Below are 26,205 nucleotides of genomic sequence, written 5' to 3' on the forward strand. Positions count from 1 at the left end.
ACCAGTGGCGAGCGGTGACGACGGTAATCACGTCTTCCACACAATTTCAAAGACGATCACGGCTTCTGAGACCCATGTCTCACTTACGCCAAACCGGGCATATGACGCGAAGGCCCCGGCCGACTCTTCGTCAACTACCGTTACTTTTCGCCCAGATCGAGGCTCTGACCGGGAAGAATGAGGTCCGGGTCGGTGCCGACGGTCTTCTTGTTCTCGGTGTAGAGCTCGTGCCAGCCGCCCTTCACGTCGAGGTCGTCCGCGATGCGCGAGAGGTTGTCCCCCGAACGCACCGTGTACGTCCCGTCGGCGACCGCGCCGGTGCGCTCCTCGCCGCGCGAGGCGTGCCGTCCGGGACGGCCGCCGGCGCTCTCGCTCTCGTCCGCGCGGTCGCCGCGGTGGCGACCGGAGGAGCCGTCGGAGCCCTCCGAGGGGGCCGTCGCGCCCTCGGAGCCGGGCGAAGTGCCGCCCTCGCCGCCGGACTTGCCCGAGCCGTCCGGGCCGCCCTCGCCGTCCTCCTCGTCCGCCCCGCCCTTGCCGGGATCGGCGTCCGTACCGGACTTACCGCCCTTGCCATCCTTTTCGCCGGACTCGTCGTGATTCTTCTCTCGCGCGTCGGCGTCGGTCCCGGGCGTGTCGCTCGCGTCGTCGGAGGGGTCGTCCGAATCCGCCGCGTCCGCCGAACCCGCCGGGTCCGAGGGCTCGTCGGACCGTTCGTCCTTCTTCTCGGAGTCCTTGGACCCCTTGGCGTCCGCCGAATCCTTGGGAGCCTTGGAGTCCGAGGAGTCCGACGAGCCGGACGGCTCCTGCTCGATGGGGGCGCCCGGGTCGACGTCGGCCGCGGCGCCGCCGTCGGTGAGTCCGGCGATCGGGGCACAGCTCGGCCAGGCGGCGGTGCCCTTCGCGTCGAGGACGTTCTCGGCGACGGCTATCTGCTGGGACTTGGAGGCCTGGTCGGCGCTGGGCGCGTAGGCGAGGCCGCCGTGGCTCTCCCAGGTCTCCTGGGAGAGCTGGAGTCCTCCGTAATAGCCGTTGCCGGGGTTCGCGCTCCACGCGCCGCCGCTCTCGCACTGGGCGAGCTTGTCCCACGTGTCGGTGGAGGCGGCGCTCGCGCTGGTGGCGGCGAGCAGCGGGATGGCGATGGCTGATCCGGTGACGCCTGCCGCGACGATGAGAGCCGGGGCCTGGCGGGGGCGTCGGTGACGACCTTGACCGGAGAGCATGCGGTTGCCTTTCAGGAGACTGCAGCGAACGGCTGGGGCGCCCGGGGGCGCCCAAGTCGTCGTGAACGTAGCCGCAGTCGAACGCTTGTCACAAGTCGATGCAGCGGAGATCACGTGAACATCACAGTCGTGACGGCCCGTCAGCCGGGCCGTCACCGCTGTGCGTCTGTGAACTCCACCGGCAGCGTGCGCAGTCCCCGCATGATGAGCCCGCCACGCCACCGCAAATCGGCGGGTTCCACCGCGAGTTGCAGGTCGGGAAGGCGTCTGAGCAGCGTCGCGAGGGCGGTCCTGCCCTCCAGGCGGGCCAGCGGGGCGCCGAGGCAGTAGTGGATTCCGTGCCCGTATCCGAGGTGTTGGTTATCACTGCGCGAAAGGTCGAGGGTGTCGGGCCGGTCGAAGCGGGCCGGGTCGCGGTCCGCGGCGGCGAGCACCACGAGGACGGGGTCGCCCGCGGCGATGTCCTCGCCGCCGATGGTGAGCGCCTCGGTCGCGAACCGCCAGGTGGCGAGCTCCACGGGCCCGTCGAAGCGGAGCAGTTCCTCGACACCGGTCTCTAGGAGCCCGGTGTCGCCATCCGCCAGCGCCCGCTGCAGCCGCTCGCGCTGTTCGGGGTGGGTGAGGAGCGCGTACAGGCCGTTGCCGATGAGGTTGACGGTGGTCTCGAAGCCGGCGAAGAGAAGGATGAAGGCCATGGCGGCGGCCTCGTTCTCGGTGAGGTGCTCGCCGTGGTCGGAGGCCTTGATGAGGCCGGAGATGAGGTCGTCGCCCGGGTCGAGGCGCTTCCTGTGGATGAGCTCGGCGAGGTAGCCGCGCATCTTCTTCACCGAGCGGGCCACGCCGCCCCGGGGCCCGCCGCCGTGGCGGATCATCATGCCCGCCCAGTCGCGGAAGTCGTCCTGGTCCTCGCGGGGGACGCCGAGCAGGTCGCAGATGGCGTAGATGGGGAGGGGGAAGGCGAACTCGTGGATGAGGTCGGTGCCGCCCCGCCCCGCACCGTGCTCGGCGACGATCGAGTCGATGAGCCGGTCCGTCAGCTCCTGCACGCGGGGCGCGAACTCGGCCACGCGGCGCGGCGTGAACGCCTTCGCGACGAGCCGGCGCAGCCGGGTGTGGTCCGGCGGGTCGATGTTGAGCAGATGCGTCATCAGCTCGGCCTTGCGCTCACCGGGGATGCCGGTCTTGCCCTTGGCGTGCGCGGGCTCGTCGTGATGCGCCGGATTCTTGCTGAGCCGCTGGTCGGCGAGGGCGTCGCGCGCGTCCGCGTACCGGGTGACGAGCCACGCCTCGACCCCGCTGGGGAGCGTGGTGCGGTGCACGGGAGAGTTCTCGCGCAGCCAGGCGTACGCCGGGTAGGGGTCGGTGGCGAACTCCCAGGTGAAGAGTTCGGGCTGCGGGGGCGGCTGGTCGTGCATGCGGTCGACGGTATCCCTAGGGCGGATCCGGTTCCCGTCCGGTCGGGCGCAGCAGGCCCTTGAGGCGGTGGGCCGCCGCCTCGTCGCCGTCGGCCGCGGCGATGCGGAAGTAGTGGACGGCCAGGTGCTGGTGGACCTGGCCGAGGAGCGCCGCCGCCCCCGGCTCACCCGCGTCGGCGGCGGCCGTGAGGTAGGGGACGGCCTCGGGGTAGGCCACGCGGGTGGCGAGGAGGTGGCCCAGCGCGGCGGCGGCGCGGGGGTTCCCGCGGTCCGCGGCCTCCCGGAACCAGTGCTCGGCGCTCTCCGTCTCCCCCTCGTCCTGGGCCAGCTGGCCGAGCCACGTCATGACGTGGGCGTCCCCGCCCTCGGCGCGGGGCGTCAGGGCCGCGCGGAAGGCGGCCACCAGGCCCTCCAGCTCGGCCGGGTCGTGCGGCTCCAGCTCCTCGTACGCGCGGGTCCACACGCGGTCCGGCACCGCCGGGTCCGAGCGGGCCGCGTCCGCGACCAGCGAGCCGTACGCCCGCCAGGTGCCGGGCCACTCCCCCGGTACGAGCAGGCCGGTCACGCCGTGCCGGGGCGCGGTGGCCCAGGCGAGCGCTTCCTCGAAGGGTTCCCCGGCCGTGTCGGCCGCCACCGGCTCGTACTCCTGCCTGATCTGCCTCAGCAGCTTGGGCGTGACGCCCCGGGTGAGCCCGCACCGCGCGAGGTCGATCGCGGCGCGCACCAGGAGGTGTCCGAGCAGCCGCCCGCCCGCGCGCCGCGCCCTGCGCCACTCCTCCCACAGGTCGGGGCCGAGTGCGAGGAACTCCGTGATGCCCAGGTCCCCGCGCCACCGGACGGCGTCCGTGAAGCGCGGGTCGTCGACCGTCGCGAGCCGCGCCAGCTCCGCCTCGCTCCACTCGGCGGCGACCTCGACCGTCTGCGCGACGCTCAGCACGCGGGCGCCCGGATGCTGTCCGAAGCGATGTCTGTCGTACGCCTCGTCCCGCATCGTCGCCAGGACCAGGACGCGGTCGTGGGTGAGCTGGGCGAGGACACCGGGGGTGCCGGGCTCCGCGAGGTGGCCGTCGAGGTCGTCGAGCCACACGATGTGGGTGCCCGTGGCGTCGCGGCCCCGGAGCTGGTCGGGCAGGTCGCGCAGGTCCGTTCCGCCGCCCGCGACGAAGACCCGGGAGTCCTCCGGCACGCTCGCCCGCAGGGCCGCCCACGCCGTGGAGGTCTTTCCGGACAGGGGCGCGCCCGTGACGATGACGAGGCCGCCGTGGTGCGCGGCCTGCCGCAGAAGGACGGACAGCTCCGCGTCGCAGTCCCGTGCGACGTAGGGAGGCAGGGCCTTCACCCAGGTGAAGCGGCGGGTGGGGCGCACGCCGAGGCCCAGGCGGCGCAGCTGGTCGACGCGGGGCCAGCTGTCGGCGGGGGCGGTGTGCGGGGGCGTGGGCGGGGCGGGCGGCGCGTTGACGGTGAGGGACTGGATGGAGCCGGCCTGCACGACGGCGCTCTGCGCGCCGCCGGTGACGGAGTTCCGCGCGGCGGGTTCGGCCGGTGCGTCGGAGTCCTCCGCGCTCGTGGCCCGGGTGTACCAGGCGGGGGGCGCGTAGTCGATCTCGAAGTGCCCGGTGGCGTCGGCCGTGCCGGGCTCGGCGCCGGCCGCCGGGGGCAGGGCACGGCCGGAGTCGAGGTCCAGGGAGGCCATGACTAGCCGCAGGCGGCCCTCCCGCACCCGCCCGCCGGTCCGCAGGCAATGGAGCACGACCCCGGCCCAGGCCGCCCGCAGCCGTGCCGGGTCCACGGTCTGCCTCGTCGCGCGCATCCTGTCGACGTCGAGGTCGGTGTCGGCCCCCACGACACGCGAGTGCCGGAAGAACATCACGAACGCGTCCCGGGTCGTCTCCCAGCGGTCCTCGTCCCCCTGCATCGCCGCCACGAGGACGTCGGCCGCCTCGGCGGCCAGTACCTCCAACTCCGCTGCCACACAAGCCCCCACGCCCTCGTACCGCTTGAGGGGGCAACCGTACTAAGCGCCCGCCCCCTCCGCCGCCCGCACCGCGTCCCGGTAGGCGCGTGCGGCAGCGCGGAGGGCGGTCTCCGGGTCGACGCCCTCGGACTCGGCCCGCAGGGCCAGGGCGAGCAGCTCGTATCCGACGCCGTCCCCGGTGGGCACGTCGACCTCAAGTCCCGCCGTGCGTACGCGCGATGCCAGCTTCGCGGCCAGGGCCAGGCCGGGCTGGCCGAGCGGGATGCCCTCGGTGACCGAGGTGCGCCGCTTCTCCTGCGCCTTCGTGCGCAGCCAGTGCGCCTTGACGTCCTCGGGGGTCTGCGCCGAGTCGTCGCCGAAGACGTGCGGGTGGCGGTGGATGAGCTTCTCGACGATGCCTGCCGCCACGTCGTCGATGGAGAACGGCTCCTCACCCGGCTCGCCGGAGCCCTCCTCGGCGATCCGCGCGTGGAAGACGACCTGGAGCAGCACGTCTCCGAGCTCCTCGCGCAGTTCCTCCCTGTCGCCCTCCTCGATCGCCTCGACCAGCTCGTACGCCTCCTCCAGCGCGTACTTCGCCAGGCCCTTGTGGGTCTGCTGCGAGGTCCAGGGGCACTCCTCGCGGATCCGGTCCATCACCTGGACGAGGTCGAGCAGGCGGGCGCCCGGCAGGTCGTACGAGGCGGGGAGGAGCTCCAGGTCCGGCATGGCGACGCGGCCCGAGCCCGCGAGCCGGGCCAGGCCGTCCGTCAGCGCGGACTCGCCGTCGTCGGCGGCGACGACCAGGACCGTGCGACCGCCTGCGCAGGCGTCCACCAGCTCCTGCGCACCGGGCGCCGCCTGCTCGACGCGCACACCGGCCTCGCGCAGGTACGGCAGCTGGGGGTGGTCCGCGTCGGCGCACAGCACCTCGTCCGCGCCGTGCAGCGCCTGCCAGGCGGGCCAGGACAGGAGTCCGGGCGCGACACGGTGGCTGGTGGTCAGCAGGATGACGCGGCCGACGGCGGTGTCAGGGGTGCCGGGGGCGTCGGGCGCGTCGGCCGGGGGCGTGGTCTCGGTCTCGTTCACCCGTCGAACGTAACCCAGCCCGCCGACACCGCCCCGGCCCCCGCTCCCCCACCGCCTGCTACGCTCGCCCGCCCTGCGCCGTCCCCGCGTCGGTGACCTCGCGCAGCCAGGGCGTCTTCGTGTCCGCGCGCTTGTTCTTGTCGACGTCCCACGTGCCGTAGCGCGGGTTCAGGTCGATGTCGAGCTTCTTGGAGGCGCTGGAGAGTGCCTTCCAGAAGACCGCCTGGCCCTGGGGCGAGTTCATGTCCGCGCCCAGCTTCCGCGCGAGCTTCTGCGCCTCGATCTCCGTGCGCAGACTGTCCTCCAGGTGGTCCGGGGCGACGCTGTACTGCTGCAGCCAGCCGCGCTCCAGGGCCTTGCGGCCACCGGCCTGCTGTTCGAGCCCGGCCCGCATCGTCTGGATGTCGCGGCGCGTGACGCTCACCCCGGCGTCGGTGGCCGCGCGGTGCAGGACCTTGTCCAGGACCATGGTGTGCAGCGTGCTGCGGGTGAGGCCGCCGGACTTGGCGATGGCCTGCGAGTACTGCGCGTCGTCGGGGACGGCGGCACGCTGGGCCTCGCGCACCTCGTTCACCCGGCCCTCCAGCTGCGCGACCGTGATGCGGTCCCCGCCGACGACGGCGGCGGCGCCTGGGTGCGCGTCGCTGCCGCAGGCGGTCAGGAGGGGGGCCGCGGCGATCGCGGCGGCGGAGAGGACGAGCGCTGTGCGACGACGGCGGTGCAAGGAGGGCCTCCCAGGGAGAGATTGTGCGGCGGTGCACAAAGTCTTGCGGTGATCGATGTTAGGCAGTGGCCGTCGTCCCGGCCAGCCATTCGACATCTATTCGACCAACGATTTCCCGGGAGTTGGGGCACCCTCCGCCGCACTGGAGGGGCTTACCCGCGCACCTGTCCGAGCCACTGCAGCGTGCGCCGGATCTCCGCGGGGAACGGGTGCCCGGGTCCTTGCAGCATCTCGGCGTCGTACAGCAGCCGGTTCAGGGTGTCGTGCGCGGCGGCCCGGTCGCCGAGGGCGAGGAGCAGGTGGCCGATGCGGCGGCGGATCTCCAGGGAGTGGCGGCGGTCCTCGGTCGCGTACTGGTTCTCGTAGTAGGGGAGCAGGGCGCGGTACTCGGCGAGGGCCGCCACCGGTTCGCCGAGCTGCTCCAGGCAGTGCGCGGCGTCGTGGCGGAACTGGAGCGCCTGCGGGTCGGCACGGCCGGACTCGGCGGTCCGCTCGTCGGCCAGGCGCCGCAGCTCGGGCAGGGCGCGGCGGTACTGGCCGTCGTCCATGAGCGTGGCGGCGTACTGCTTGCGCAGGGTGCGGACGACGGGTGAGTGCTCGCCGTGCCGGGCGGCGGCGTCCGGGAGGATCGCGCCGAGGATGTCGACGGCCTGCGTGATGCGGCCCTCGCCGAGGAGCCGCTTGACGTCCTCGACGGCCTGGGCGAGGTCCTGGCGCGGCGGCGCGTCCGGCGGGCGCGGCGGCATGCCGGGGGCGGGCGCGGGCGTCGCCGCGCGGTCCGGCCACGGTGCGTGCGGGCGGAGGAAGGGGCGGGTGGGGTCGAGCGGGCGGCCCGAGGGGACGCCGCGGGCGGGCAGCAGCGGCACCAGCTCCTCGTACACCTCCTGGGCGCTGGAGTGGCGGTGCTCCGGGTCCTTGGCGAGCAGCCGCAGGACGAGCGCCTCCAGGGCCTGTGGCACCTCGGGGCGCAGCCGGCGGACCGGCAGCGGCGGCTCGTAGAGGTGGCGGTGGAGCACGCCGAGCGCGGTGAATCCGGAGAACGGCACGTCGCCGCTGAGCAGTTCGTGCAGGAGTACGCCGAGTGCGTACAGGTCGGTGTACGGGCCGACCGCGCCGCCCATGGCCTGCTCGGGGGCCATGTAGGCGGGGCTGCCGATGGGCGAGCCGGTGTGGGTGAGGCGGGTGGTGTCGGTGTCCATGACCGAGGCGATGCCGAGGTCCAGGACGGTGAGGGTGCCGTCCTGCTTGACCATGACGTTCCGCGGCTTGAGGTCGCGGTGGACGATGGGCACGGCGTGCACCGCGCAGAGCACGGCGCAGAGTTGGGCGGCGACGGCGACGGCCCACTGCCACGGGTAGGGGGCGTGTCCGGCGAGGTGGTCGCCGAGGTCCGCGCCGTCGACGTACTGCATGACGAGGTAGAGGTCGTCGCCCTCGCTGCCCGCGTCGTACACGGTGACCAGGCCGGGGTGGTCGACCTGCGCGGTGACGCGGCACTCGCGCGCGAAGCGGCGGCGCAGCTCCTCGGCCTCGGCGCCCGCGACGCGGTCGGGGCGGAGTAGCTTCACGGCGACGCGGCGGTCCAGGCGCTGGTCGTACGCCGTCCAGACCTGGCCCATGCCGCCCTGGCCGATGAGCGTGGAGAGTTCGTAGCGCCCGGCGACGACGCGGCCCGCCGCCGTCCCCGGCGGCGTACCCGGTGACACGGTCAGCTGCCGCCTTCCTGCTTGCGCAGGTAGTCGCTGAGCTCGTCGAGTTCGGCGCGGACCTGGTTGATGCGGGCGGGGGCGGGACGCGCGGGCGGCGGCGGGGGCGGGGTGGGCTGCTGCGGGTAGCCGTAACCGTGCTCCGGCCGGGTCTGGAGCTGGGCGTGGGCCTGGGCGTGTGCCTGGGGTTGCGGCGGTATGTAGCCGGTGAACCGCGGCTGCCGGTTTGCGGAGAGGCGGCCGAAGTGGCGGATGTCCGCGAAGAGGTAGTAGGCGACGGCGGCCGTCATCGTACACAGCAGGACGATCATGCCCGCGCTGCCCGGCTCCTGGAACTCCTCCTCGCCCGGGTCCATGCCGATCAGCACAAGGGCCGTGATGTCGAGCGCCGTCACGACGGTGAAGAGCAGCCAGTCGTGCGCCTTGCGCGTCACGAACGCGAGCCGCAGCATCGGCGCCCAGCCGAGCATCCCGCACGTCATCACCGCGAGCGCCACGAACACCACGCGCCACGTCACCTGCGTGCCGCCGGAGCCGCCGGGAGGGGGCGGCGGCTGGTGCGGTGACGCATAGCCGGGGCCGTGCATGGCTGCTCCTGGTACCTCAAGACGGACGAATGCGGATTCGAGCGTATAGGCCCGCGCCGGGTACCGGTCCCGGGTTGTACCGAACCGTTGCCGTACTGGTCACCTGGTCACCGCCGCCCCCGGTCGCCGCCGCCACGGGAGTGAACCCTTCCGTCACTTTCGTGGCGCAGGAGTCCCGCCGTCCCCTCAGCAGGCGTGCCGTATCCAGACGTTCGGCTCGACGTACACGGCGTAGCCGCGCGCCGGGTCGCAGTGGACCGGCACCAGTGCGCCCGGCACCTCGACCGGGCCCTCCTCGTCGAAGGGCAGCCCGGTCCACTCGCGCCACTGCGCGGTCGATCCCGACACCGTCATGGAGGCGTGCGCGATCTTGTCGATGACGCCGCCCGCCCGCACGTGCACCCGCAGCCACGGGTCGCGGGGGAGGCCGTCCTCGCGGGTGCGGTACGCGTACTCGTCGATCAGCGCGGCCGGTTCGCGGTGCTTGGCGTTGGGGCGTACGGGCGCGACGACCTCGCCGAAGCCGCGGGCGCGGGCGTTGTCCCGCATCGCGGCGAGCATCCGGCCCGATATCCCCTTGCCCTGCTCGGCGGGGTCGACGGTGATCTCGATGGCGCTGACCGTGTCCGCCTCCTTGCCGTGCCGCAGGTCGGAGAAGGCCCACAGCAGCACCTGGTCCCAGCCGCCGTCGGGCAGTTCGCCGCCGGTGCGGGCGCGCAGGGCGAGCGGGACGCTGAAGCCGCGGGCCACGACCTTGCCCTCGTCGTCGGTGGCGACCAGGACGTACTCCGGGAAGTCCGCGGTGATCCGGCCGATCAGCGACCAGCCGACGGGGTCGTGCTGGATGAACGGCGGCCAGTCCTGGGGCATGGCCCAGAGCGGCTCCTTGAGGTCGGGGCGCTCGGAGAGGGGGGTGATCTTCAGGGGCATGTTCAGCACGGTACGCGTTCCGCGGGATGGGCGGAATTTGATTTCTGCGGGGCCGTTTGGGCTGGTCGCGCAGTTCCTCGCGCCCCTTTTGGGGGCGTCCAGTCGTTGTTTTCTGCGGGTTTGGTGTGGCTGGGCGCGCAGTTCCCCGCGCCCCTTGCGGGGGCATCGGGCTTCTTGTCTTCTGCGGGCTCGTTGTGGCTGGGCGCGCGGTTCCCCGCGCCCCTTGAGGGCCCTTCGGGCCCCTCGGGGGTGTCGGCTAGTGGGCGTGGAAGCGGCTTGGGGCGGTTGTTGGGGCTGGGCCTGTGGGGAGGTTTTGGGTGGGGCAGGTGGACAGGACCTTCTTCATGGCGGTCCGTTCCGCGGCCGTTACCCACACCCCGTACTTCTTCTTCACCGCTACCTGTCCGGCGACATAGACGCAGCGGTACGCCTTGTTCGGCGGCAGCCAGGTCGCGGTGTCGCCGTCGCTCTTGCCGCGGTTGGTCGCCGCGTCGACGGCGAGGAGGTTGAGCGGGTCGTTGGCGAAGGCGATGCGCTTGGCCGGGGCCCACTGGAAGGCGCCCTTCTGCCAGGCGTCCGAGAGGGCCACGAGGTGGTCGATGTCGACCTGGCTGCGACCGCGCCGGAACGTTACGTCCCTGCCGGTGTACGGGTCGGGCGCGAGCTTCCCCGACGCCACCCGGCACGCGCCGCCTTGGTACCTGACGTCCTTCAGGTCGCGCTTGAGGATGTCGTCCCGGGTCGGGCAGCGGTTGGAGTCGGTGTCCGCCCAGGCCGTGCCGAACCTGGACCGCTCGTAACCGGTCTTCGGCGCGCGACCCTTGACGGTGAGCGTGTCGACGGCGGCGAGCGCGGAGCCCGCCTTGGCGTCGGCCCCCGGGGCTCCTCCCTGTGCCTTGTCGTCGCCGCTCTCGCAGCCGGTGAGCAGGGCCGGGACGGCGAGCAGCGCGATCAGGGCCGATGCGGTGCGCCGGTTCAGGCGGTTCAGGCAGTTCATCGGATCACCACCGTGTCTCCGAGGGCGAGCGGCGCGGGCGTCACCAGGTCCGTGTGGATTCCGATGCACATGCCGCGGGCGGCGGTGAGGGTCTTGAGGACGCGGTTGTCCACGGGGAGGCCGGGCTGGGCCTGGGTGACCATGACGCAGCGTTTGACGCGCTTGAGGCCCCGCAGCGTCAGGGCCGCCGTCCCCCGGCTGCCGCCGCCTCCGAGGACGATCTCCCGGCCGATCCAGTCCTCCTCGATCCAGGGTTCGTCGGTCTCCACGACGATGTTCTTGCGCAGCCGCCGTACGTCGACGGGGTCGGCGTCGCCGAGCAGGTCGCCGAGGGCGCGGAGCGAGGCGGTGCCGACGATGGAGACGGCGGAGGCGTCCTTGTGGCTCTCCGCGCCCTCCTCGACCAGTTCGACACCGGCGCCGAAGCGCTCGGGTATCCGCGGATCGCCGGGGCGCAGCGTGGCACCGTCCGGCGCGGTGATCACGGGCAGGCCGTCCTCGCCGTACGTGGCGTAGTGCTCCAGCAGACCGGGCGTACGGCGGAAGCGCGCGTTGTTCTTTCCGCTGCTCAGCTTGCCGTCGGCGTGGCGCAGGGCCCACCGCCGGTCGCCGACGGCGCCGCGCGGGCCGAAGTCGAGCCGCTCGTGCTCCTCGCCGAGCAACGACTTCACCGGAAACCGGCGCAGACCGACGACCTTGAGCGTCACGGTGCTCTCCCCTCCCCTGGGCATACTCTCGCGGCCAACGGTAACGTCCCGGCCACAGGGCCTTGCCGGCCCCGGACCCTACGACCCCAGGATCGACGTCAGGAACTCCCCGACCCAGCCGAGCAGTTCGCGGCCGACCAGCGGCTTGCCGCCCACCTTCGCGGTTTTCGGGCGCGGGACCAGGATCTGGTGTGCCGTCGCCTTGATGACCGTTCCCGGGTAGAGCCGCTTCAGCCTGAGCTCCTGCGATTCGCGCAGTTCCACCGGGGCGAAGCGGATGTTGTTGCCCTGGAGGACGATCTCGCCGACCTCGCAGGCGCGGGCGAGCATGCGCAGGCCCGCGACCAGGAGGAGGTTCTCCACCGGCTCCGGCAGCTTGCCGTAGCGGTCGGTGAGTTCCTCGCGTACCGCCTTGATGTCCTCCTCCGTGTTGGCGGAGGCGATGGCGCGGTAGGCCTGGAGGCGCAGGCGCTCGCCGGGGGCGTAGTCGTGCGGGACGTGGGCGTCGACCGGGAGCTCGATCTTGACCTCCAGCGGCGGCTCCTCCTCCACGCCGCCCTCAAGGGACGCGCGGTAGTCGGCGACCGCCTCGCCGACCATGCGGACGTAGAGGTCGAATCCGACGCCCGCGATGTGCCCCGACTGCTCGCCGCCGAGGAGGTTGCCCGCGCCGCGGATCTCCAGGTCCTTCATCGCCACGTACATGCCCGCGCCCATCTCCGTGTGCTGGGCGATGGTGGCGAGGCGCTCGTGGGCGGTCTCTGTCAGGGGCTTCTCGGGGGGGTACAGGAAGTACGCGTAACCTCGCTCGCGGCCTCGGCCCACCCGGCCGCGCAGCTGGTGGAGCTGGGAGAGGCCGAAGTTGTCGCCGCGCTCCACGATCAGCGTGTTGGCGTTGGAGATGTCGATGCCCGACTCGACGATCGTCGTCGAGACGAGCACGTCGAACTTCTTCTCCCAGAAGTCCACGACGACCTGTTCGAGGGCCTGCTCCGACATCTGGCCGTGGGCGGTGGCGATGCGGGCCTCGGGGACGATGTCCCGGAGCCTGGCCGCCGCGCGGTCGATGGACTCGACTCGGTTGTGGATGTAGAAGACCTGGCCCTCGCGCAGGAGTTCGCGGCGGACGGCCGCGCCGATCTGCTTCTCCTCGTACGGGCCGACGAAGGTCAGGACCGGGTGGCGCTCCTCGGGCGGCGTGGTGATCGTCGACATCTCGCGGATGCCGGTGACCGCCATTTCGAGCGTACGAGGGATGGGCGTGGCGGACATCGTCAGGACGTCGACGTTGGCGCGGAGCTTCTTCAGCTGCTCCTTGTGCTCGACGCCGAAGCGCTGCTCCTCGTCGACGATGACCAGGCCGAGGTCCTTGAACTTGGTCTCGGAGGAGAAGAGGCGGTGCGTGCCGATGACGATGTCCACGGAGCCCTCGCGCAGGCCTTCGAGCGTCGCCTTGGACTCCGTCTCCGTCTGGAAGCGGCTGAGCGCCTTCACGCTGACCGGGAACTGCGAGTACCGCTCGGAGAACGTGCCGAAGTGCTGCTGGACGAGGAGGGTCGTGGGGACAAGGACCGCGACCTGCTTGCCGTCCTGCACCGCCTTGAACGCCGCGCGGACCGCGATCTCCGTCTTGCCGTAGCCGACGTCGCCGCAGATCAGGCGGTCCATCGGGACCGTCTTCTCCATGTCCTCCTTGACCTCGGCGATCGTGGTGAGCTGGTCGGGCGTCTCCACGTACGGGAAGGCGTCCTCCAGCTCGCGCTGCCAGGGGGTGTCCGGCGCGAAGGCGTGTCCTGGCGCCGCCATGCGGGCCGAGTAGAGCTTGATGAGGTCGGCGGCGATCTCCTTGACCGCCTTCTTCGCGCGCGCCTTCGTCTTCGTCCAGTCGGCGCCGCCGAGCCGGTGCAGCGTGGGGGCCTCGCCGCCCACGTACTTGGTGATCTGCTCCAGCTGGTCGGTGGGGATGTAGAGGCGGTCGCCGGGCTGGCCGCGCTTGGCGGGCGCGTACTCCACGACGAGGTACTCGCGCGTCGCGCCCTGCACCGTGCGCTGCACCATCTCGATGTAGCGGCCGACGCCGTGCTGCTCGTGGACGATGTAGTCGCCGGACTCCAGGGTCAGCGGGTCGATCGTCTTGCGGCGGCGGGCCGGCATGCGCTGGCCGTCCTTGCCCGCCGCCTTCTGGCCCGACAGGTCGGTCTCGGTGAGCACGGCCAGCTTGAGCGCCGGGTCGATGAAGCCGTAGTCGATCGAGCCGCAGGAGACGTGCACGAGGGACGGCGTCAGCTCGCCGAGGTCACCGTCGAGGCGGGCCGCGATGCCCTCACTGCCGAGGACCTCCACGGTGCGGGCGGCGGGGCCGTGGCCCTCGGTGACGTAGACGGTGCGCCAGCCGTCGGCGAGCCAGCCCTTGGTGTCGGCGAGGGCCTTCGCCGTGTCGCCGCGGTACGTCTCCGGGGCGTGCATCCCCAGCTTCAGCGTGTCCTTCGACAGCTCCTCGTCGGCGGCGAAGGGGCTCACCGACCACCACATCATCCCGAGGCGTGCCGCGTGCTCCCTGACGTCCGCGATGCCCCACAGGGACGCCGCGCCCACGTCGATCGGGGCCTCCCCGCCGCCCGCCGTCGCCGCCCAGCTGGCCTGGAGGAACTCCTGCGAGGTCGCCACCAGGTCGGCCGCGCGCGTCCGCACCCGCTCCGGATCGCAGACCACCGCCATGGAACCCTCGGGCATGACGTCGAGCAGCAGCTCCATGTCGTCCACGAGGACCGGCGCGAGGGACTCCATGCCCTCGACCGCGATGCCCTCGGCGATCTTCCCGAGCAGCTCGCCCAGCTCCGGGTGGAGTCCGGCGAGGGCCGCGGCCCTCTCGCGCACCTCGTCGGTGAGCAGCAGCTCACGGCAGGGCGGCGCCCACAGGCCGTGCTCGGCGACTTCGAGCGAGCGCTGGTCGGCGACCTTGAAGTACCGGATCTCCTCGACGTCGTCGCCCCAGAACTCCACGCGCAGCGGGTGTTCCTCGGTCGGCGGGAAGACGTCGAGGATCCCGCCGCGTACGGCGAACTCGCCGCGCTTCTCGACCAGCTCGACCCGGGAGTACGCCGCTGCCGCCAGCGCCTCGACGATCTCGTTCAGGTCAGCGGTCTCCCCGGACCGCAGCGCCACGGGCTCCAGGTCTCCCAACCCCTTGACCTGCGGCTGGAGCACCGAGCGGACCGGCGCGACGATCACCGAGACCGGGCCGGTCTCCGGGTCGTCCGGACGCGGGTGCGCGAGGCGGCGCAGCACCGCGAGGCGGCGGCCGACCGTGTCGGAGCGGGGCGAGAGGCGCTCGTGCGGCAGCGTCTCCCACGAGGGGTACTCCGCGATGCCGTCCGGCGGCAGGATCGTGCGCAGCGCGGCGGCCAGGTCCTCGGCCTCCCGGCCGGTGGCCGTCACGGCGAGGACGGTGCGGCCGGACTCGCGGGCGAGGGCGGCCACCGCGAAGGGCCGGGCCGCGGGCGGGCCGACCAGGTCGACGTGCATGCGGTGGCCGTCGGTCGCGGCCTTGGCCGCTTCGGCGAGTGCCGAGTCCTTGACGACGGCGTCGAGCAGACCGTGCAGGCTCATTGAAGGCTTTCCGTCCAGATAACCGGAGAGGTGGGGATGACCGGGGTGGATTGGGGATGACCGGAGTGGTGGGGCTGACCGGGGTGGGTGGGCAACGCGAACCGCCCGGCACGTCGCACGGGCCGGGGGGCTCCAGCGTACGACTCCGGGGTGACCGGCGCGGCCGGGGCGCCCCGTGGGCCCGGCGGGCGGGCTCACATGCGGCCTCCCGCACAATGTCCGGAAACCGTCCGTCCCAATTTTCTCGCGCCGTCGTGTAAACCGGACGGGTGTGCCAGGCGTACTGCCTTCGAGAAGCCCCGACCTTGCCTTCACGACCACCAACCCGGAGCCCCCTTGACCGACGAGGAGTTCGAGGCGTTCTACGCGCACTCCGTGAGATCGCTGGTCGGGCAGGTGTATCTGATGACGGGCGACCTCCACGAGGCGCAGGACGTCGTCCAGGAGGCCTTCGTGCGCGCCTGGGCCCGCCGCTCCCGCCTGGAGCGGGACGCCGGGCCCGAGGCGTGGATCAGGACCGTCGCCTGGCGGCTCGCCGTCAGCCGGTGGCGGCGGCGCGGGCGGGCCGCGGAGGCGTGGCGGCGGCATCACGGGGAGCGCGCGGGCGCCGCGCCCGAGCCCGACCCCGGGACCGTCGCCCTGGTCTCCGCGCTGCGCCGGCTGTCCGAGCGGCAGCGCCGGGTGGCCGTCCTGCACTACGTGTGCGACCTGTCCGTGCGGGAGGTCGCCGCGGAGACCGGGATCTCCGCCGGGACCGTGAAGTCCCACCTGTCCCGTGCCAGGGCGGCACTCGCGCCGCATCTCGACGACGCGCCCACCTCGGAGGAGCACCGTGACTGAGTCCCAGTCCCCCGCCGACGACGGCCTCGCCGTCGCGCTGAAGCGGGCCGCGGAATCGGGGGGCCGGTCCGCCTCGCCGGTGCCTGCCGGGCAGGTCGCCGCGCGCGGTGTGCGGCGCAGGCGGCGGATGTACGCGGCGGGCGCGGCGGTCGCGGTGTGCCTGGTCTCCGGCGGGGCGGCGGCGGTCGCGTCACAGTTGGGCCAGGAGGGTGAGTCGGTGGGTCCTGCGGGGCCGGTGCGGCCGACGACCTCCGTGTCCTCGCCGGGGGCGTCCGCGGGGCGGTCGTCGTCGCCTTCCACGCCGAGTTCCTCGCCGAGCTCCTCGCCGTCGACGTCGCCTTCCACGTCCGCGCCTTCGGCGACGGTTTCGGGGGGCTGAGTTCTCCGTGCGTGCCGCCGCCTCACGGGGCTCCGCCCCGGACCCCGCTCCTCAAACGCCGGAGGGGCTGAAATGCCCGCCGGAGCGGCACACGTCGCAGCCCACCTCCTCCGCGCGCGCCACCACCCCACGGGGCTCCACCCCGGACCCCGCTACTCAAACGCCGGAGGGGCTGAAATGCCCGCCCCAGGGCCTGGAAGCGCCCGGCCCCTCCCTCTTGTCCCTCTCACCAGAAAGCCAGCCCATGCCCGGAGCACAGACCGACGCGCTCATACCCGGGCGAGGTCGGGCCGGATCCTCCGTCACCGGTCCCGCCTCCGCTCTTCGTACCGTCGGGCGGCGGCTTTGGGAGCGTGCGCCCCTGCTGCTCGCCGCCGGGCTGTTCGTCGCGTACGCGCTCGTGTCCGTCAACCGGTACCGGCGGCTGGAGAACCGTTCCTGGGACCTCGGGATCTTCGAGCAGGCCGTGCGCGCGTACGCGCATCTGCGGGCTCCGGTGGCCGATCTCAAGGGGCCGGGGGCGAACATCCTCGGCGATCACTTCAGCCCCGTCACCGCCCTCCTCGCGCCCTTCTACCGGGTCTTCCCCTCGCCGGTGACGCTGCTCGTCGCGCAGGCGCTGCTCATCGCCGTCTCCGTCGTGCCGGTCACCCGCGCCGCGAACCGGCTCCTGGGGCGGGCGCAGGGGCTCGCCGTCGGGGTCGCGTACGGGCTGTCGTGGGGGATCCAGCGCGCCGTCGACTTCGACTTCCACGAGATCTGCTTCGCGGTGCCGCTGATCGCCTTCTCCCTGGAGGCGCTGCTGCTGCGACGCTGGCGGGCGGCCCTGCTCTGGGCGCTGCCCCTCGTCCTCGTCAAGGAGGACCTGGGGGTGACCCTCGCGGCCATCGCCGCGGTCGTGGCGATCCGGTGCCGCCGCACCGAGCCGAAGACCGTGCCCTACGCCCTCGGTGTCGCCGCCTTCGGCGCCGTCGCCACCCTCGTCACCCTGACCACGATCATTCCCGCCTTCAACTCGGTCGGCGCGTACGACTACTGGGACAAGGTCGGCGACGCGGGCGGCGCCGCCGGCGTGTTCGACGGCTTCGGCACCAAGCTGCGCACCCTGCTCTGGCTGCTCCTGCCCACCACCGGTCTGCTCGCCCTGCGCTCGCCGCTGCTCCTGGTCGCGCTCCCAACCCTCGGCTGGCGCTTCGTCTCCGCCGACGACCACTACTGGGGCACCGACTGGCACTACAGCGCCGTCCTGATGCCCGTCGTCCTGCTCGCCCTCGTCGACGCCGCCCACACGGCGCGCCGCAGCGGGAAGCCGTGGCTGCGCCGGTACGCGGACCGGCTCCCTGCCTGCGTCGCCGCCGCGGCGCTCGCCCTCACCACGTCGCTGCCCCTCGCGGGCCTCACCGAGTCGGCGACGTATGAGAAGAGCAAGCAGGTCAGCGCAGTGGAGCGGATGCTCGACCGCGTCCCGGACGGCGCCACCGTCGAGGCGAACATCGGGCCGATCAGCAGGCTGACCTCCCGGACCCGGGTCTTCTGGACGGGTGCTGCCCGCCCCGTCGTCCCCGACTATGTCGCGCTCGACGTGCGGGACGGCTGGACGAAGGACCCGGTCGGGTACGCGAACAAGCTGCACCCGGGCACCCGTTACGCCCTGGACGACACCGCCTATGGGTACGTGTTGTTGCGCAGGGCGTGACGACGACCGACGGGGCCCGGACCGCAGCCGGCCCCGGCGGGCGCTTCGCGCACCCGCCGGGGCCTGTCCCCCGCACCCCCGTGGCGGTGGCTATTCGGTGGCGATGGCGTTGAGGACGTTCATCCGGCCGGCCCGGAACGCCGGGACCAGCGCCGCGAACAGGCCCACGAACGCCGACCCGATGAAGACCGCGATGATCGTCGGCCACGGGATCTCCAGGACCTTCAGGCCCTCCAGGGCGAGCAGCTTCTGTGCCGTCGCCCCCCAGCCCATTCCCAGGCCCAGGCCGAGCAGCGCGCCGAAGAGGGCGATGACCACCGACTCCATGCGGATCATGCGGCGCAGCTGGCGGCGCGAGAGGCCGACGGCCCGCATCAGGCCGATCTCCCGGGTGCGCTCGACCACGGAGAGCGCCAGGGTGTTCACCACGCCGAGGATCGCGACGATGATGGCGAGGCCGAGCAGGCCGTAGACCATGTTCAGGAGCTGTCCGACCTGGTCCTTCAGGGTCTGCTTGAAGTCGGTCTGGTCCATCACCTTGTACTGCGGGTACTTCTTCAGGGAGTCCTTCAGGGAGGCGTACGCGGCGTCCTGGTGACCCTTGTCGGCCGTCGCGAACATCATGTCGTTCTGCGGGATGCGGTCGGCCGGGACGTACTTCTGGAGCGTCGTGATGTTCAGGTACATCGCGCCGTTGTCGAGGGTGCCTTCGTCCTTGGTGATGGCGGCCAGCTTCAGCTCGGCCGTCCTGCCGTGCTCGAAGGCGATCTTCAGCTCGTCGCCGACCTTCAGGTGGTGCTTCTTCGCGAACTCGTCGCCGACCGACATGGCGTCCTTGCCGTACGCGGCGGACAGGTCGCCGGAGAGCGTCTCGCGGCGCAGGTCCTTGGCGTAGGTGGGGTCGGCGGCGCTCAGGCCGACGCCGTCCACGGTCTTGCCGTCGGGCGTGGTCATGTCGGCGTCGATCGCCTTCAGGCGGGTGATGTGGCCGATGTGCTCGGCCTTGCCCATCGCCTGCGCGGCCTTGTCGGTGATCGAGATGCCCGGCTGGGTGGGCTGCACGATGAAGTCCGTACCGACCGACTTGTCGAGCTCGTCGGTGGCCGATGCGACCATCGAGGAGCCGACGACGGAGAGGCAGGCGACCAGCGCGAGGCCGATCATCAGGGCCGCGCCGGTGGCGCCGGTGCGGCGCGGGTTGCGCAGCGCGTTGCGCTCAGCCATCCGTCCGACGGGGCCGAACATCCGCAGCAGCAGCACGCTGATGACGCGGACCACGCCGGAGGCGAGGACGGGGCCGATGACGACGAAGCCGATGAGGGTCAGCACGACACCACCGCCGAGGAACAGCGAGCCCTCGCTCGCCTTGTCGGCCTGCGTCGCGGCGTACAGGGCGAGGACTCCGGCGCCGGTGAGGACCAGGCCGATGACGGCGCGCAGCGCGCCCGCCCTGCCGTCGGCCGGGGTTCCGGCGTCGCGCAGCGCGGCCATCGGGGAGACCTTGCCCGCCCGGCGGGCCGGGAGGTAGGCGGCGAGGACGGTGACGACGATGCCGAGGACCATGCCGACCACGGGGGTCGTCCAGTTGACGGTGAGGTCGCCGGTGGACAGCTCCATGCCCATGCCGGCCATCAGCTTCATCAGGCCGATGGCGAGGCCGACGCCCGCGCCGACGCCGAGGACCGAGCCGAACACGCCGAGCAACAGCGCCTCGACGAGCACGGAGCGGTTGACCTGCTTGCGGCTGGAGCCGATGGCGCGCATCAGGCCGATCTCGCGGGTGCGCTGGGCGACCAGCATCGAGAAGGTGTTGATGATGAGGAAGATGCCGACGAGGAAGGCGATACCGGCGAAGCCGAGCATCGCGTACTTCATGACGTCGAGGAAGCTGCCGACGGACTCGCGGTTGTCGTCCGCGGTCTCCTTCTGCGTCTTGACGTCGTACGCGCTCTTGCCCAGGACCTTCGACACGTCCCGCTTCAGCCGGGCGTCGCTGACGCCCGCGTCCGCGGTGAGGTTGACGTGCGTGAACCGCCCTGTGGCGCCGAGGAGTTCGCGTTGCGAGGTCGCGGTGTCGAAGTAGAAGATGGCGGCGCCGGGGTTGGTCACCTTGAAGGTGGTGATGCCGGAGATCCTCGCGGTGTGGTCACCGGTCGCGGCGACGGTGCGCAGCTTGTCGCCGATCTTGAGGTCGTGCTTGTCGGCGGTGTCGGCGTCGACCATCATCTCGGTCGGGCCGCGCGGGGCGTGGCCCGAGGTGATGTCCATCGAACGCAGGTCGTTGCGCGTCCAGTTGCCCGCGATGGTCGGGCCGCCGCTGGTGGGGCCCATGTTCTTGTTCTCGGCGTTGACGACCGTCACGCTCTGGCTGCTGACGGCGCCCTCGGCGGACTTGACGCCACCGGCCTTCTTCACCTGCTGCACCACCGAGGCGGGCAGCGACTCGGGCTTGCCGCTGCGCGGCGTGTCGCCCGCGTCCCCGGCGGACTTGGGGGTGACCGTCACATCGGCGGAGGTGGCCGCGAAGAGCTTGTCGAAGGTGGTGCTCATGGTGTCGGAGAAGACGAGCGTGCCGCACACGAACGCCACCGAGAGGATGACGGCCACCGCGGAGAGCGCCATGCGGCCCTTGTGCGCGAAGAAGTTGCGCATCGAGGTCTTGAGGACGGTCATGACGTCCGCCCGCGCGCGTCGAAGGACTTCATGCGGTCGAGGACCTGGTCGGCGGTCGGGTGGTGCATCTCGTCGACTATCCGGCCGTCGGCGAGGTACAGGACGCGGTCCGCGTACGAGGCGGCGACCGGGTCGTGCGTGACCATCACGATGGTCTGGCCGAGCTCGGCCACCGAGCGGTGCAGGAAGCCGAGGACCTCGGCGCCGGCCCGGGAGTCGAGGTTTCCGGTCGGCTCGTCGCCGAAGATGATCTCGGGCCGGGAGGCGAGCGCGCGGGCCACGGCGACGCGCTGCTGCTGGCCGCCGGAGAGCTCGGTCGGGCGGTGCTTGAGGCGGCCCGCGAGGCCCACGGTCTCCACGACCTGGTCGAGCCAGGCGCGGTCGGGCTTGCGGCCCGCGATGTCCATCGGCAGCGTGATGTTCTCGATGGCGTTCAGGGTCGGCAGGAGGTTGAACGCCTGGAAGATGAAGCCGATCCTGTCCCGGCGCAGCTTCGTGAGCTTCTTGTCCTTCAGCCCGGTGATCTCGGTCTCGTCGAGGAAGATCTGCCCGCCGCTGACCGTGTCGAGCCCCGCGAGGCAGTGCATCAGGGTGGACTTGCCGGAGCCCGAGGGGCCCATGATCGCGGTGAACTGGCCGCGGACGATGTCCACGTCGATGTGGTCCAGGGCGACGACGCGGGTCTCGCCGGAGCCGTACGCCTTGACGACCTGGCGCGCCCGCGCTGCCACGGCCGTGCGTCCTCCAGTGCCCCCGTGCCTGGGTGTTGTCACAGCCGTTGTCACGGTAAGTCTCCTATGTCGGTCATGCGGTGCGTCAGGTGTGTGCGGTGTGCGTGTCCGCGCCGCGGTCTGGTGCGGGTGGACGCGCCGCGGTGTGGTGCGGGTGGATGCGGTGCGTGCGCTGTCGCGCCTCAGTCTGCTGTCCGGACCAGGTCCGGCGCGCTGGTGCTCGGCGCACTCTTCTCCGGGGGAAAACCCCACCCCCGATGGTGTGGTTGTCCGAGCCGGCCCCGTGCCCGGCTCGTAAAGCCAATCTAAGGACCGATCCGGCCCGCCTCATCCTCCAGTGGGACGATCGCTCCCCGGTCCGTTGTACGGAGGTACCCCTAGGGGATCTCCACCCGCCGGTGGAGCGGGACTCGGGGTCGGCTCCACCCCCGCTCTCCACCCTGCCCTCCGCTCCGGCCGGGTGAGAAGGTGACCACAGCAACTGGTTGCAGGGGGAAGGAAGTTCCGTTGGGCACGCAGGAAGCGGCTCCGGGCGCCGCGGACGCCCCGGGCGCGATACCGGGCGGGACAGCGGGTGACCCGCGCGGCAGGGGCCCGGTCGTCGCCGCACTCATGCTCGCCATGGCGCTGGCCGCCGTCGACTCCACCATCGTGTCCACCGCCGTCCCGCAGATCGTGGGTGCGCTCGGCGGCTTCTCGATCTTCTCCTGGCTCTTCTCCGGCTACCTCCTCGCGGCCACCGTCACCCTGCCCGTCTACGGCAAGCTCTCCGACACCTTCGGCCGCAAGCCCGTCCTCATCACGGGCTGCGTCCTGTTCCTGCTCGGCTCCACGCTCTGCGCCCTCGCCTGGAACATGGCGTCGCTCATCGCCTTCCGCGTCGTCCAGGGACTCGGCGGCGGCGCCGTCCAGGGCACCGTGCAGACCCTCGCCGCCGATCTGTACCCCTTGAAGGAACGCCCCAGGATCCAGGCCAAGTTGTCGACGGTGTGGGCCACGTCGTCCATCGCGGGCCCCGCGCTCGGCGGCTTCATCGTCGCGTACGCCGACTGGCGCTGGATCTTCCTGATCAACCTGCCCATCGGGGTCCTCGCGCTCTGGCTCATCGTCCGCCACCTGAACGAACCCGAGCGCGAGACCGTCCCGCGCGGCCGCATCGACTGGCCCGGCGCGCTCGCCGTCTTCGCCTGCGGCGGCACGCTCCTGACCGCGCTCGTCCAGGGCGGCGTCGCCTGGGAATGGCTGTCGGCGCCCTCCCTCGCGCTGTTCGCCGCCGGGCTCGCCCTGATCGCCGCCGTCGTCCTGATCGAACGCCGGGCCGCGGAACCGATCATCCCCGGCTGGGTCTGGCGCAGGCGCACCATCGCCGCCGTCAACCTCGCCCTCGGCGCGCTCGGCCTCCTCATGGTCGCGCCCACCGTCTTCCTGCCCACGTACGCCCAGTCCGTCCTCGGACTCGCGCCGGTCGCCGCCGGATTCGTGCTCTCCGTGATGACGCTGAGCTGGCCGGTCTCGGCGGCGCTCAGCCAGCACGTGTACCGCAGGATCGGCTTCCGCAACACCGCCGCCACCGGCATCTCCGCGGCCGCGGCGCTCCTCTTCGCCTTCCCCCTGCTGCCCTACCCCGGCACCGCATGGCAGCCCGCCCTGTTGATGCTGCTGCTCGGCGCCGCCCTCGGCCTCTTCCAGCTCCCCCTGATCGTCGGCGTCCAGTCCACCGTCGGCTGGGCCGAACGCGGCACGGCCACCGCCTCCGTCCTGTTCTGCCGCCAGATCGGCCAGACCCTGGGCGCCGCCCTGTTCGGCGCGGTGGCAAACGGCGTACTGAGCGCGCGGCTCGGCGGCTCAGGATCCCTCGACTCGGTGGCGCGCGTCCTTGAGGACCCCGGCGCGGTGGCCGACCCCGAACGGCTGCGGCGGGCGGTCGACTCGGCGGTCGACTCCGTGTACGTGGGGGCGGGATGCGCCGCCGTACTGGCCCTGGGCGTCCTGCTCCTCCTGGCACCCCGACGCTTCCCCGTACTCCAGGAGAAGCAACCGGAACCACGCCACGATCAGCTGTCGCCCACGCGGCAGGCCGACTGACCGGTATGCCACCCGTGCCGACACCGCGGCTCGTCACGGATGATGGGCCCATGGAAAGCGAGCCCTGCCACCGCGTCACGGACGACCGGTTCACCGCCCTCTTCATGCTGGGAGCGGACGACCGCGCCGAGGACGTCGAGAACGTCGACGCCGAACTCCGGCTGCCCGACGGCACGAGGTGGAGCGCCTGCTTCATGACGCTCCGCGAGATCGCCGCCGTCATGGACCGCTGGAAGCAGACGGGCGAATGCGCGGGCGGCGCCTTCTTCCAGTGCGCGGACCTCGTCGTCGTCCCCACCGCAGGGGTCGACGCCATGACGGCCGCTTTCCACGCGATCCTCGACGAGGGCGGCCCCGAGGGCGTCCTGCCCCGACTGCCCGCACTGGACTGACCCGGCGGGGCGCCATGACGGGACCGTCAGGGAGCCTCCTCCACCGGCGCCCGGCCCGTCAGCGTGGCCAGACTGTTGCGTACGTGGTCCATGTGCGCCCGCACCTCGTCCCACCGCTCACCGTGCTCGCGCAGCACCCGCTCCGTCTCCCGCGCCAGCCGCTCCTCGCGCACCCCGGCCTCCGCGACCAGCTCGGCTGCCCGCGCCTCCGCGTCCTCCTGCCCGTGCCGCGCGGCCTCCTCCGCCTCGGCGAACATCCGCTTGGCCTCGGAGAGCCCGGCCTCGGCGGCGGCCACCCGCTCCGCGACCCGCGCGTCCGACGCGGCCTCCCGCTCCGCCGCCTCCCGCTCGGCCGCCTCCCACCGCTCGTCCTGCTCCTTCTGCTGGTCGGCGAGCAGACCCTCGCACCGCTGCCGCATCTCACGCAGCACCGCCAGCGAATCGCCGCGCCACGCCTTCACGTCCCGCCGCGCGGAGACACGCTCCTCATCGGCCGTCGCCCGGTCCGCGAGGAGCCGCTGCCGCGCCCACTCCTCCGCGTCCGCGCCGACCTGCTCGGCGTAGGCACGCGCGGCGTCCCGCGCCTCCCGCGCCGCCCCTTCGGCCTCCTCCGCCAGCCGCTGCGCATCGGCCCCGGCACTCTCGCGCACGGCGGCCGCCTCGGCCTCCACCTCCGCCAGGATCTCCCGGGCCCGCACGCTGAGCGTCTCGTACGTCTGGGGGGCGAGCCGGGCCACCACGTCCCGCAGCCGCTCGGCCTCCGCCTCCATCTCCTTGGCCAGGACGGTCAGCCGGGCGGCACGCTCCCACGCCCCGTCCCGCTCCTGGGAAAGACCGGCGGCGTACGCCTCCACCTGCGCGGGACGGTAGCCCCGCCCCCGCCCGGTGAAGAAGCCGTGCGGCGACGACGGTGCACCGCTGCTGCTCATCCTTGGATCCCCTCTCCGACGTACCACTCGCGTACAGCACGATTGGCGCACATCTTGATGGATCAAGCGGAAGCGCTCATAACGCGACACTCCGCCCACTCCACCCGGTCAAGGATGCGGCAATCGGGGCCGGAAGCCGGAATCGGGGCGACACTCATCGGCTCCCGCGCCCCGTACGGGCCGGCACGGACGAGGCGCCCGGCCCTTTCCCCCGGGTCGGGCGCCTCGTCCGTCACCTGCCGCTCGGGACGCGGTCTAGAGCAGGCCGTCCCACATCTGCTCCAGAAGCACCGACCACCAGCTCTCCGGCGACGCGAGCGCCGCCGGGTCGAGCGCGGCCAGCTGGTTCTGGAAGTCCACCGTCCAGCGGCCCGCCTGCTCCTGGTTGAGCCCGAAGCGCAGCCGCCACATGCGGCCGAGCAGCGCCATGCAGCGCGCGAACTCCGGCAGCCCCGTGTTCACGAACTGCGGCGGCACCGGCGCACCTCCGGGACCCGCCTCCACCGGCACGGCCACGATGTTCGCCGTGCCGTACTGGACGCAGAGCGCACGGCCGAAGTCGCTGCCCATCACCAGGTACGAGCCCGCGTCGGACCCCGGCTGCACACCGCGCTCCTGCGCCAGCTCCGCCAGCGTCGGCACCGGCCGTCCCGGCTGGGCCTGCGCCCAGAAGAACGGCCCGAAATCGACGGGCAGACCCGCCACCACGAGGGTGTGCGCCACGATGTCCGGCACGCCCTGCCGCGACACCGCCCGCTGATCGAACCGGAAGATGCCGGGCCCGAAGGCCGCAGCCAGCTCCTGCGCGACGCCCTCCGGCGGAATCGGCGGGGCGGGCGGCATCTGCTGCACCGGGGCGCGCACCGGCGCGGGCCTCGCGGGGCCGTCCGCGACCTGGTGCAGCTCCCCCTGGTGCGCGAGCAGTTGCCGCATGCCCTGCTGCCGGGACGCGTGGTCCCTGCCGTACGGCGCGATGGACGTGATCCGCGCCTGCGGCCAGGTCTCCCGGATCATCCGGGCGCAGTACGCGCCCGGCAGCTCGCAGGACTCAAGCTCCGTGTGGAGTTCGAGCACCTGCTGCGGCGGCACGTTCATGCCGCGCAGCTCGTGCAGGATCTGCCACTCCGGGTGCGGGGTACCGGGCGCCGAGCGGCGGATGAGCTGCTGCTCGGACCCGTCGGCGGCACGGAAGCGCAGCACTGCCTGGTAGCCGGGCCCGACGGTGGGCTGCCCGAGGGGCTGCTGCGGATAGCCGTACGGCTGACCGCCGGGCATCCCGGGAGCGCCGGGCGCACCGGGCACACCTGGGCCGTGCTGCATCGGCGCGGGCGGCGGAGGCATGCCGGGCGCACCCGGGCCGCCGACCGCGGGACCGGCCAGCATGGTCGCGGCGTGGTGGACGCCGCCGCCGGGGGGCGGGGTGCCGGGGGCGGGTGCGGCGGGGGGCAGCGGAGCACCTGGGGCGCCGGGCGGGCCGGGGGGCTGGGGTGCGCCGGGAGCACCGGGAGCACCGGGAGCACCCGGCGGCCTGATTCCACCGGG

General features: G+C 72.6%; 20 protein-coding genes. 5 read left to right on the forward strand and 15 right to left on the reverse strand.

The genetic code is table 11. From position 1 onward, the window contains the following. Nucleotides 1-140 precede the first annotated feature (140 nt). The 11 genes from AC07DI_RS05810 to mfd form a co-directional block, all read right to left on the reverse strand. Complete coding sequence (locus tag AC07DI_RS05810) at nt 141-1,220, reverse strand: transglycosylase family protein (protein WP_478902438.1); 1,080 nt, start codon at nt 1,218-1,220, stop codon at nt 141-143. Between the two features lie 152 nt (nt 1,221-1,372). Then, nucleotides 1,373-2,635 (reverse strand): cytochrome P450 family protein, encoded by a 1,263-nt coding sequence (locus tag AC07DI_RS05815; protein ID WP_384255497.1) that lies wholly within the window; start codon nt 2,633-2,635, stop codon nt 1,373-1,375. A gap of 16 nt (nt 2,636-2,651) precedes the next feature. Beyond that, nucleotides 2,652-4,607, reverse strand: a complete 1,956-nt coding sequence (locus tag AC07DI_RS05820) for a sel1 repeat family protein (RefSeq protein WP_478902440.1) — start codon at nt 4,605-4,607, stop codon at nt 2,652-2,654. A gap of 42 nt (nt 4,608-4,649) precedes the next feature. Further along, complete coding sequence (locus AC07DI_RS05825; RefSeq protein ID WP_478902441.1) at nt 4,650-5,678, reverse strand: nucleoside triphosphate pyrophosphohydrolase; 1,029 nt, start codon at nt 5,676-5,678, stop codon at nt 4,650-4,652. A 58-nt stretch (nt 5,679-5,736) separates the two neighbouring features. Then, complete coding sequence (locus AC07DI_RS05830; RefSeq protein ID WP_478902442.1) at nt 5,737-6,402, reverse strand: SurA N-terminal domain-containing protein; 666 nt, start codon at nt 6,400-6,402, stop codon at nt 5,737-5,739. Between the two features lie 152 nt (nt 6,403-6,554). Then, nucleotides 6,555-8,108 (reverse strand): serine/threonine-protein kinase, encoded by a 1,554-nt coding sequence (locus tag AC07DI_RS05835; RefSeq protein WP_478902444.1) that lies wholly within the window; start codon nt 8,106-8,108, stop codon nt 6,555-6,557. A gap of 2 nt (nt 8,109-8,110) precedes the next feature. Beyond that, on the reverse strand, nt 8,111-8,695 hold the full coding sequence (locus AC07DI_RS05840; RefSeq protein WP_478902445.1) for a hypothetical protein: 585 nt from the start codon (nt 8,693-8,695) through the stop codon (nt 8,111-8,113). A 186-nt stretch (nt 8,696-8,881) separates the two neighbouring features. Continuing rightward, entirely contained in the window at nt 8,882-9,625 is a 744-nt protein-coding gene (locus AC07DI_RS05845; protein WP_384255482.1) for an N-acetyltransferase, read from the reverse strand. Between the two features lie 256 nt (nt 9,626-9,881). Continuing rightward, entirely contained in the window at nt 9,882-10,622 is a 741-nt protein-coding gene (locus AC07DI_RS05850) for an HNH endonuclease family protein (protein ID WP_478902446.1), read from the reverse strand. Beyond that, on the reverse strand, nt 10,619-11,329 hold the full coding sequence (locus tag AC07DI_RS05855) for an MOSC domain-containing protein (RefSeq protein WP_478902448.1): 711 nt from the start codon (nt 11,327-11,329) through the stop codon (nt 10,619-10,621). The genes AC07DI_RS05850 and AC07DI_RS05855 overlap by 4 nt, the downstream gene beginning before the upstream one ends. 78 nt (nt 11,330-11,407) lie before the next feature. Then, nucleotides 11,408-14,938, reverse strand: coding sequence for a transcription-repair coupling factor (gene mfd, locus AC07DI_RS05860; protein ID WP_478902450.1), 3,531 nt, complete (start codon nt 14,936-14,938; stop codon nt 11,408-11,410). Between the two features lie 336 nt (nt 14,939-15,274). On the opposite strand from mfd, the gene AC07DI_RS05865 reads away from it, so the two are divergent. From AC07DI_RS05865 to AC07DI_RS05875, 3 genes are all read left to right on the forward strand, one after another. Continuing rightward, on the forward strand, nt 15,275-15,778 hold the full coding sequence (locus AC07DI_RS05865; protein ID WP_384255472.1) for a SigE family RNA polymerase sigma factor: 504 nt from the start codon (nt 15,275-15,277) through the stop codon (nt 15,776-15,778). Next, a complete protein-coding gene (locus AC07DI_RS05870) occupies nt 15,771-16,157 on the forward strand; it encodes a hypothetical protein (protein ID WP_478902452.1) in 387 nt (128 codons plus the stop codon). The genes AC07DI_RS05865 and AC07DI_RS05870 overlap by 8 nt, the downstream gene beginning before the upstream one ends. Nucleotides 16,158-16,401: 244 nt before the next feature. Further along, the gene (locus AC07DI_RS05875) at nt 16,402-17,853 is read left to right on the forward strand and encodes a DUF2079 domain-containing protein (RefSeq protein WP_478902454.1); all 1,452 of its coding nucleotides are present in this window, start codon (nt 16,402-16,404) and stop codon (nt 17,851-17,853) included. 90 nt (nt 17,854-17,943) lie between these two features. On the opposite strand, the gene AC07DI_RS05880 is transcribed toward AC07DI_RS05875, so the two are convergent. Together AC07DI_RS05880 and AC07DI_RS05885 are read right to left on the reverse strand one after the other, a co-directional pair. After that, nucleotides 17,944-20,526 (reverse strand): ABC transporter permease, encoded by a 2,583-nt coding sequence (locus tag AC07DI_RS05880; protein ID WP_478902455.1) that lies wholly within the window; start codon nt 20,524-20,526, stop codon nt 17,944-17,946. Then, nucleotides 20,523-21,311 carry an ABC transporter ATP-binding protein gene (locus AC07DI_RS05885; RefSeq protein WP_478902457.1) on the reverse strand — a complete coding sequence of 263 codons (789 nt, stop codon included), beginning with the start codon at nt 21,309-21,311 and terminating at the stop codon, nt 20,523-20,525. The genes AC07DI_RS05880 and AC07DI_RS05885 overlap by 4 nt, the downstream gene beginning before the upstream one ends. Nucleotides 21,312-21,812: 501 nt before the next feature. Between AC07DI_RS05885 and AC07DI_RS05890 the strand changes: the two genes are divergently transcribed. Both AC07DI_RS05890 and AC07DI_RS05895 read left to right on the forward strand, forming a co-directional pair. Next, nucleotides 21,813-23,342, forward strand: coding sequence for an MFS transporter (locus AC07DI_RS05890; RefSeq protein WP_478902846.1), 1,530 nt, complete (start codon nt 21,813-21,815; stop codon nt 23,340-23,342). Between the two features lie 50 nt (nt 23,343-23,392). Further along, nucleotides 23,393-23,734 (forward strand): hypothetical protein, encoded by a 342-nt coding sequence (locus AC07DI_RS05895; protein WP_384255461.1) that lies wholly within the window; start codon nt 23,393-23,395, stop codon nt 23,732-23,734. Nucleotides 23,735-23,760: 26 nt separating this feature from the next. Here AC07DI_RS05895 and AC07DI_RS05900 read toward each other — a convergent pair whose 3' ends face one another. Together AC07DI_RS05900 and AC07DI_RS05905 are read right to left on the reverse strand one after the other, a co-directional pair. Beyond that, nucleotides 23,761-24,663 (reverse strand): cellulose-binding protein, encoded by a 903-nt coding sequence (locus AC07DI_RS05900; protein WP_478902459.1) that lies wholly within the window; start codon nt 24,661-24,663, stop codon nt 23,761-23,763. 255 nt (nt 24,664-24,918) lie between these two features. Then, on the reverse strand, nt 24,919-26,205 hold a 1,287-nt coding region (locus AC07DI_RS05905), incomplete at its 5' end, for an SUKH-4 family immunity protein (RefSeq protein ID WP_478902460.1).

It is taken from the genome of Streptomyces sp. NPDC044106 (genome assembly GCF_056433985.1).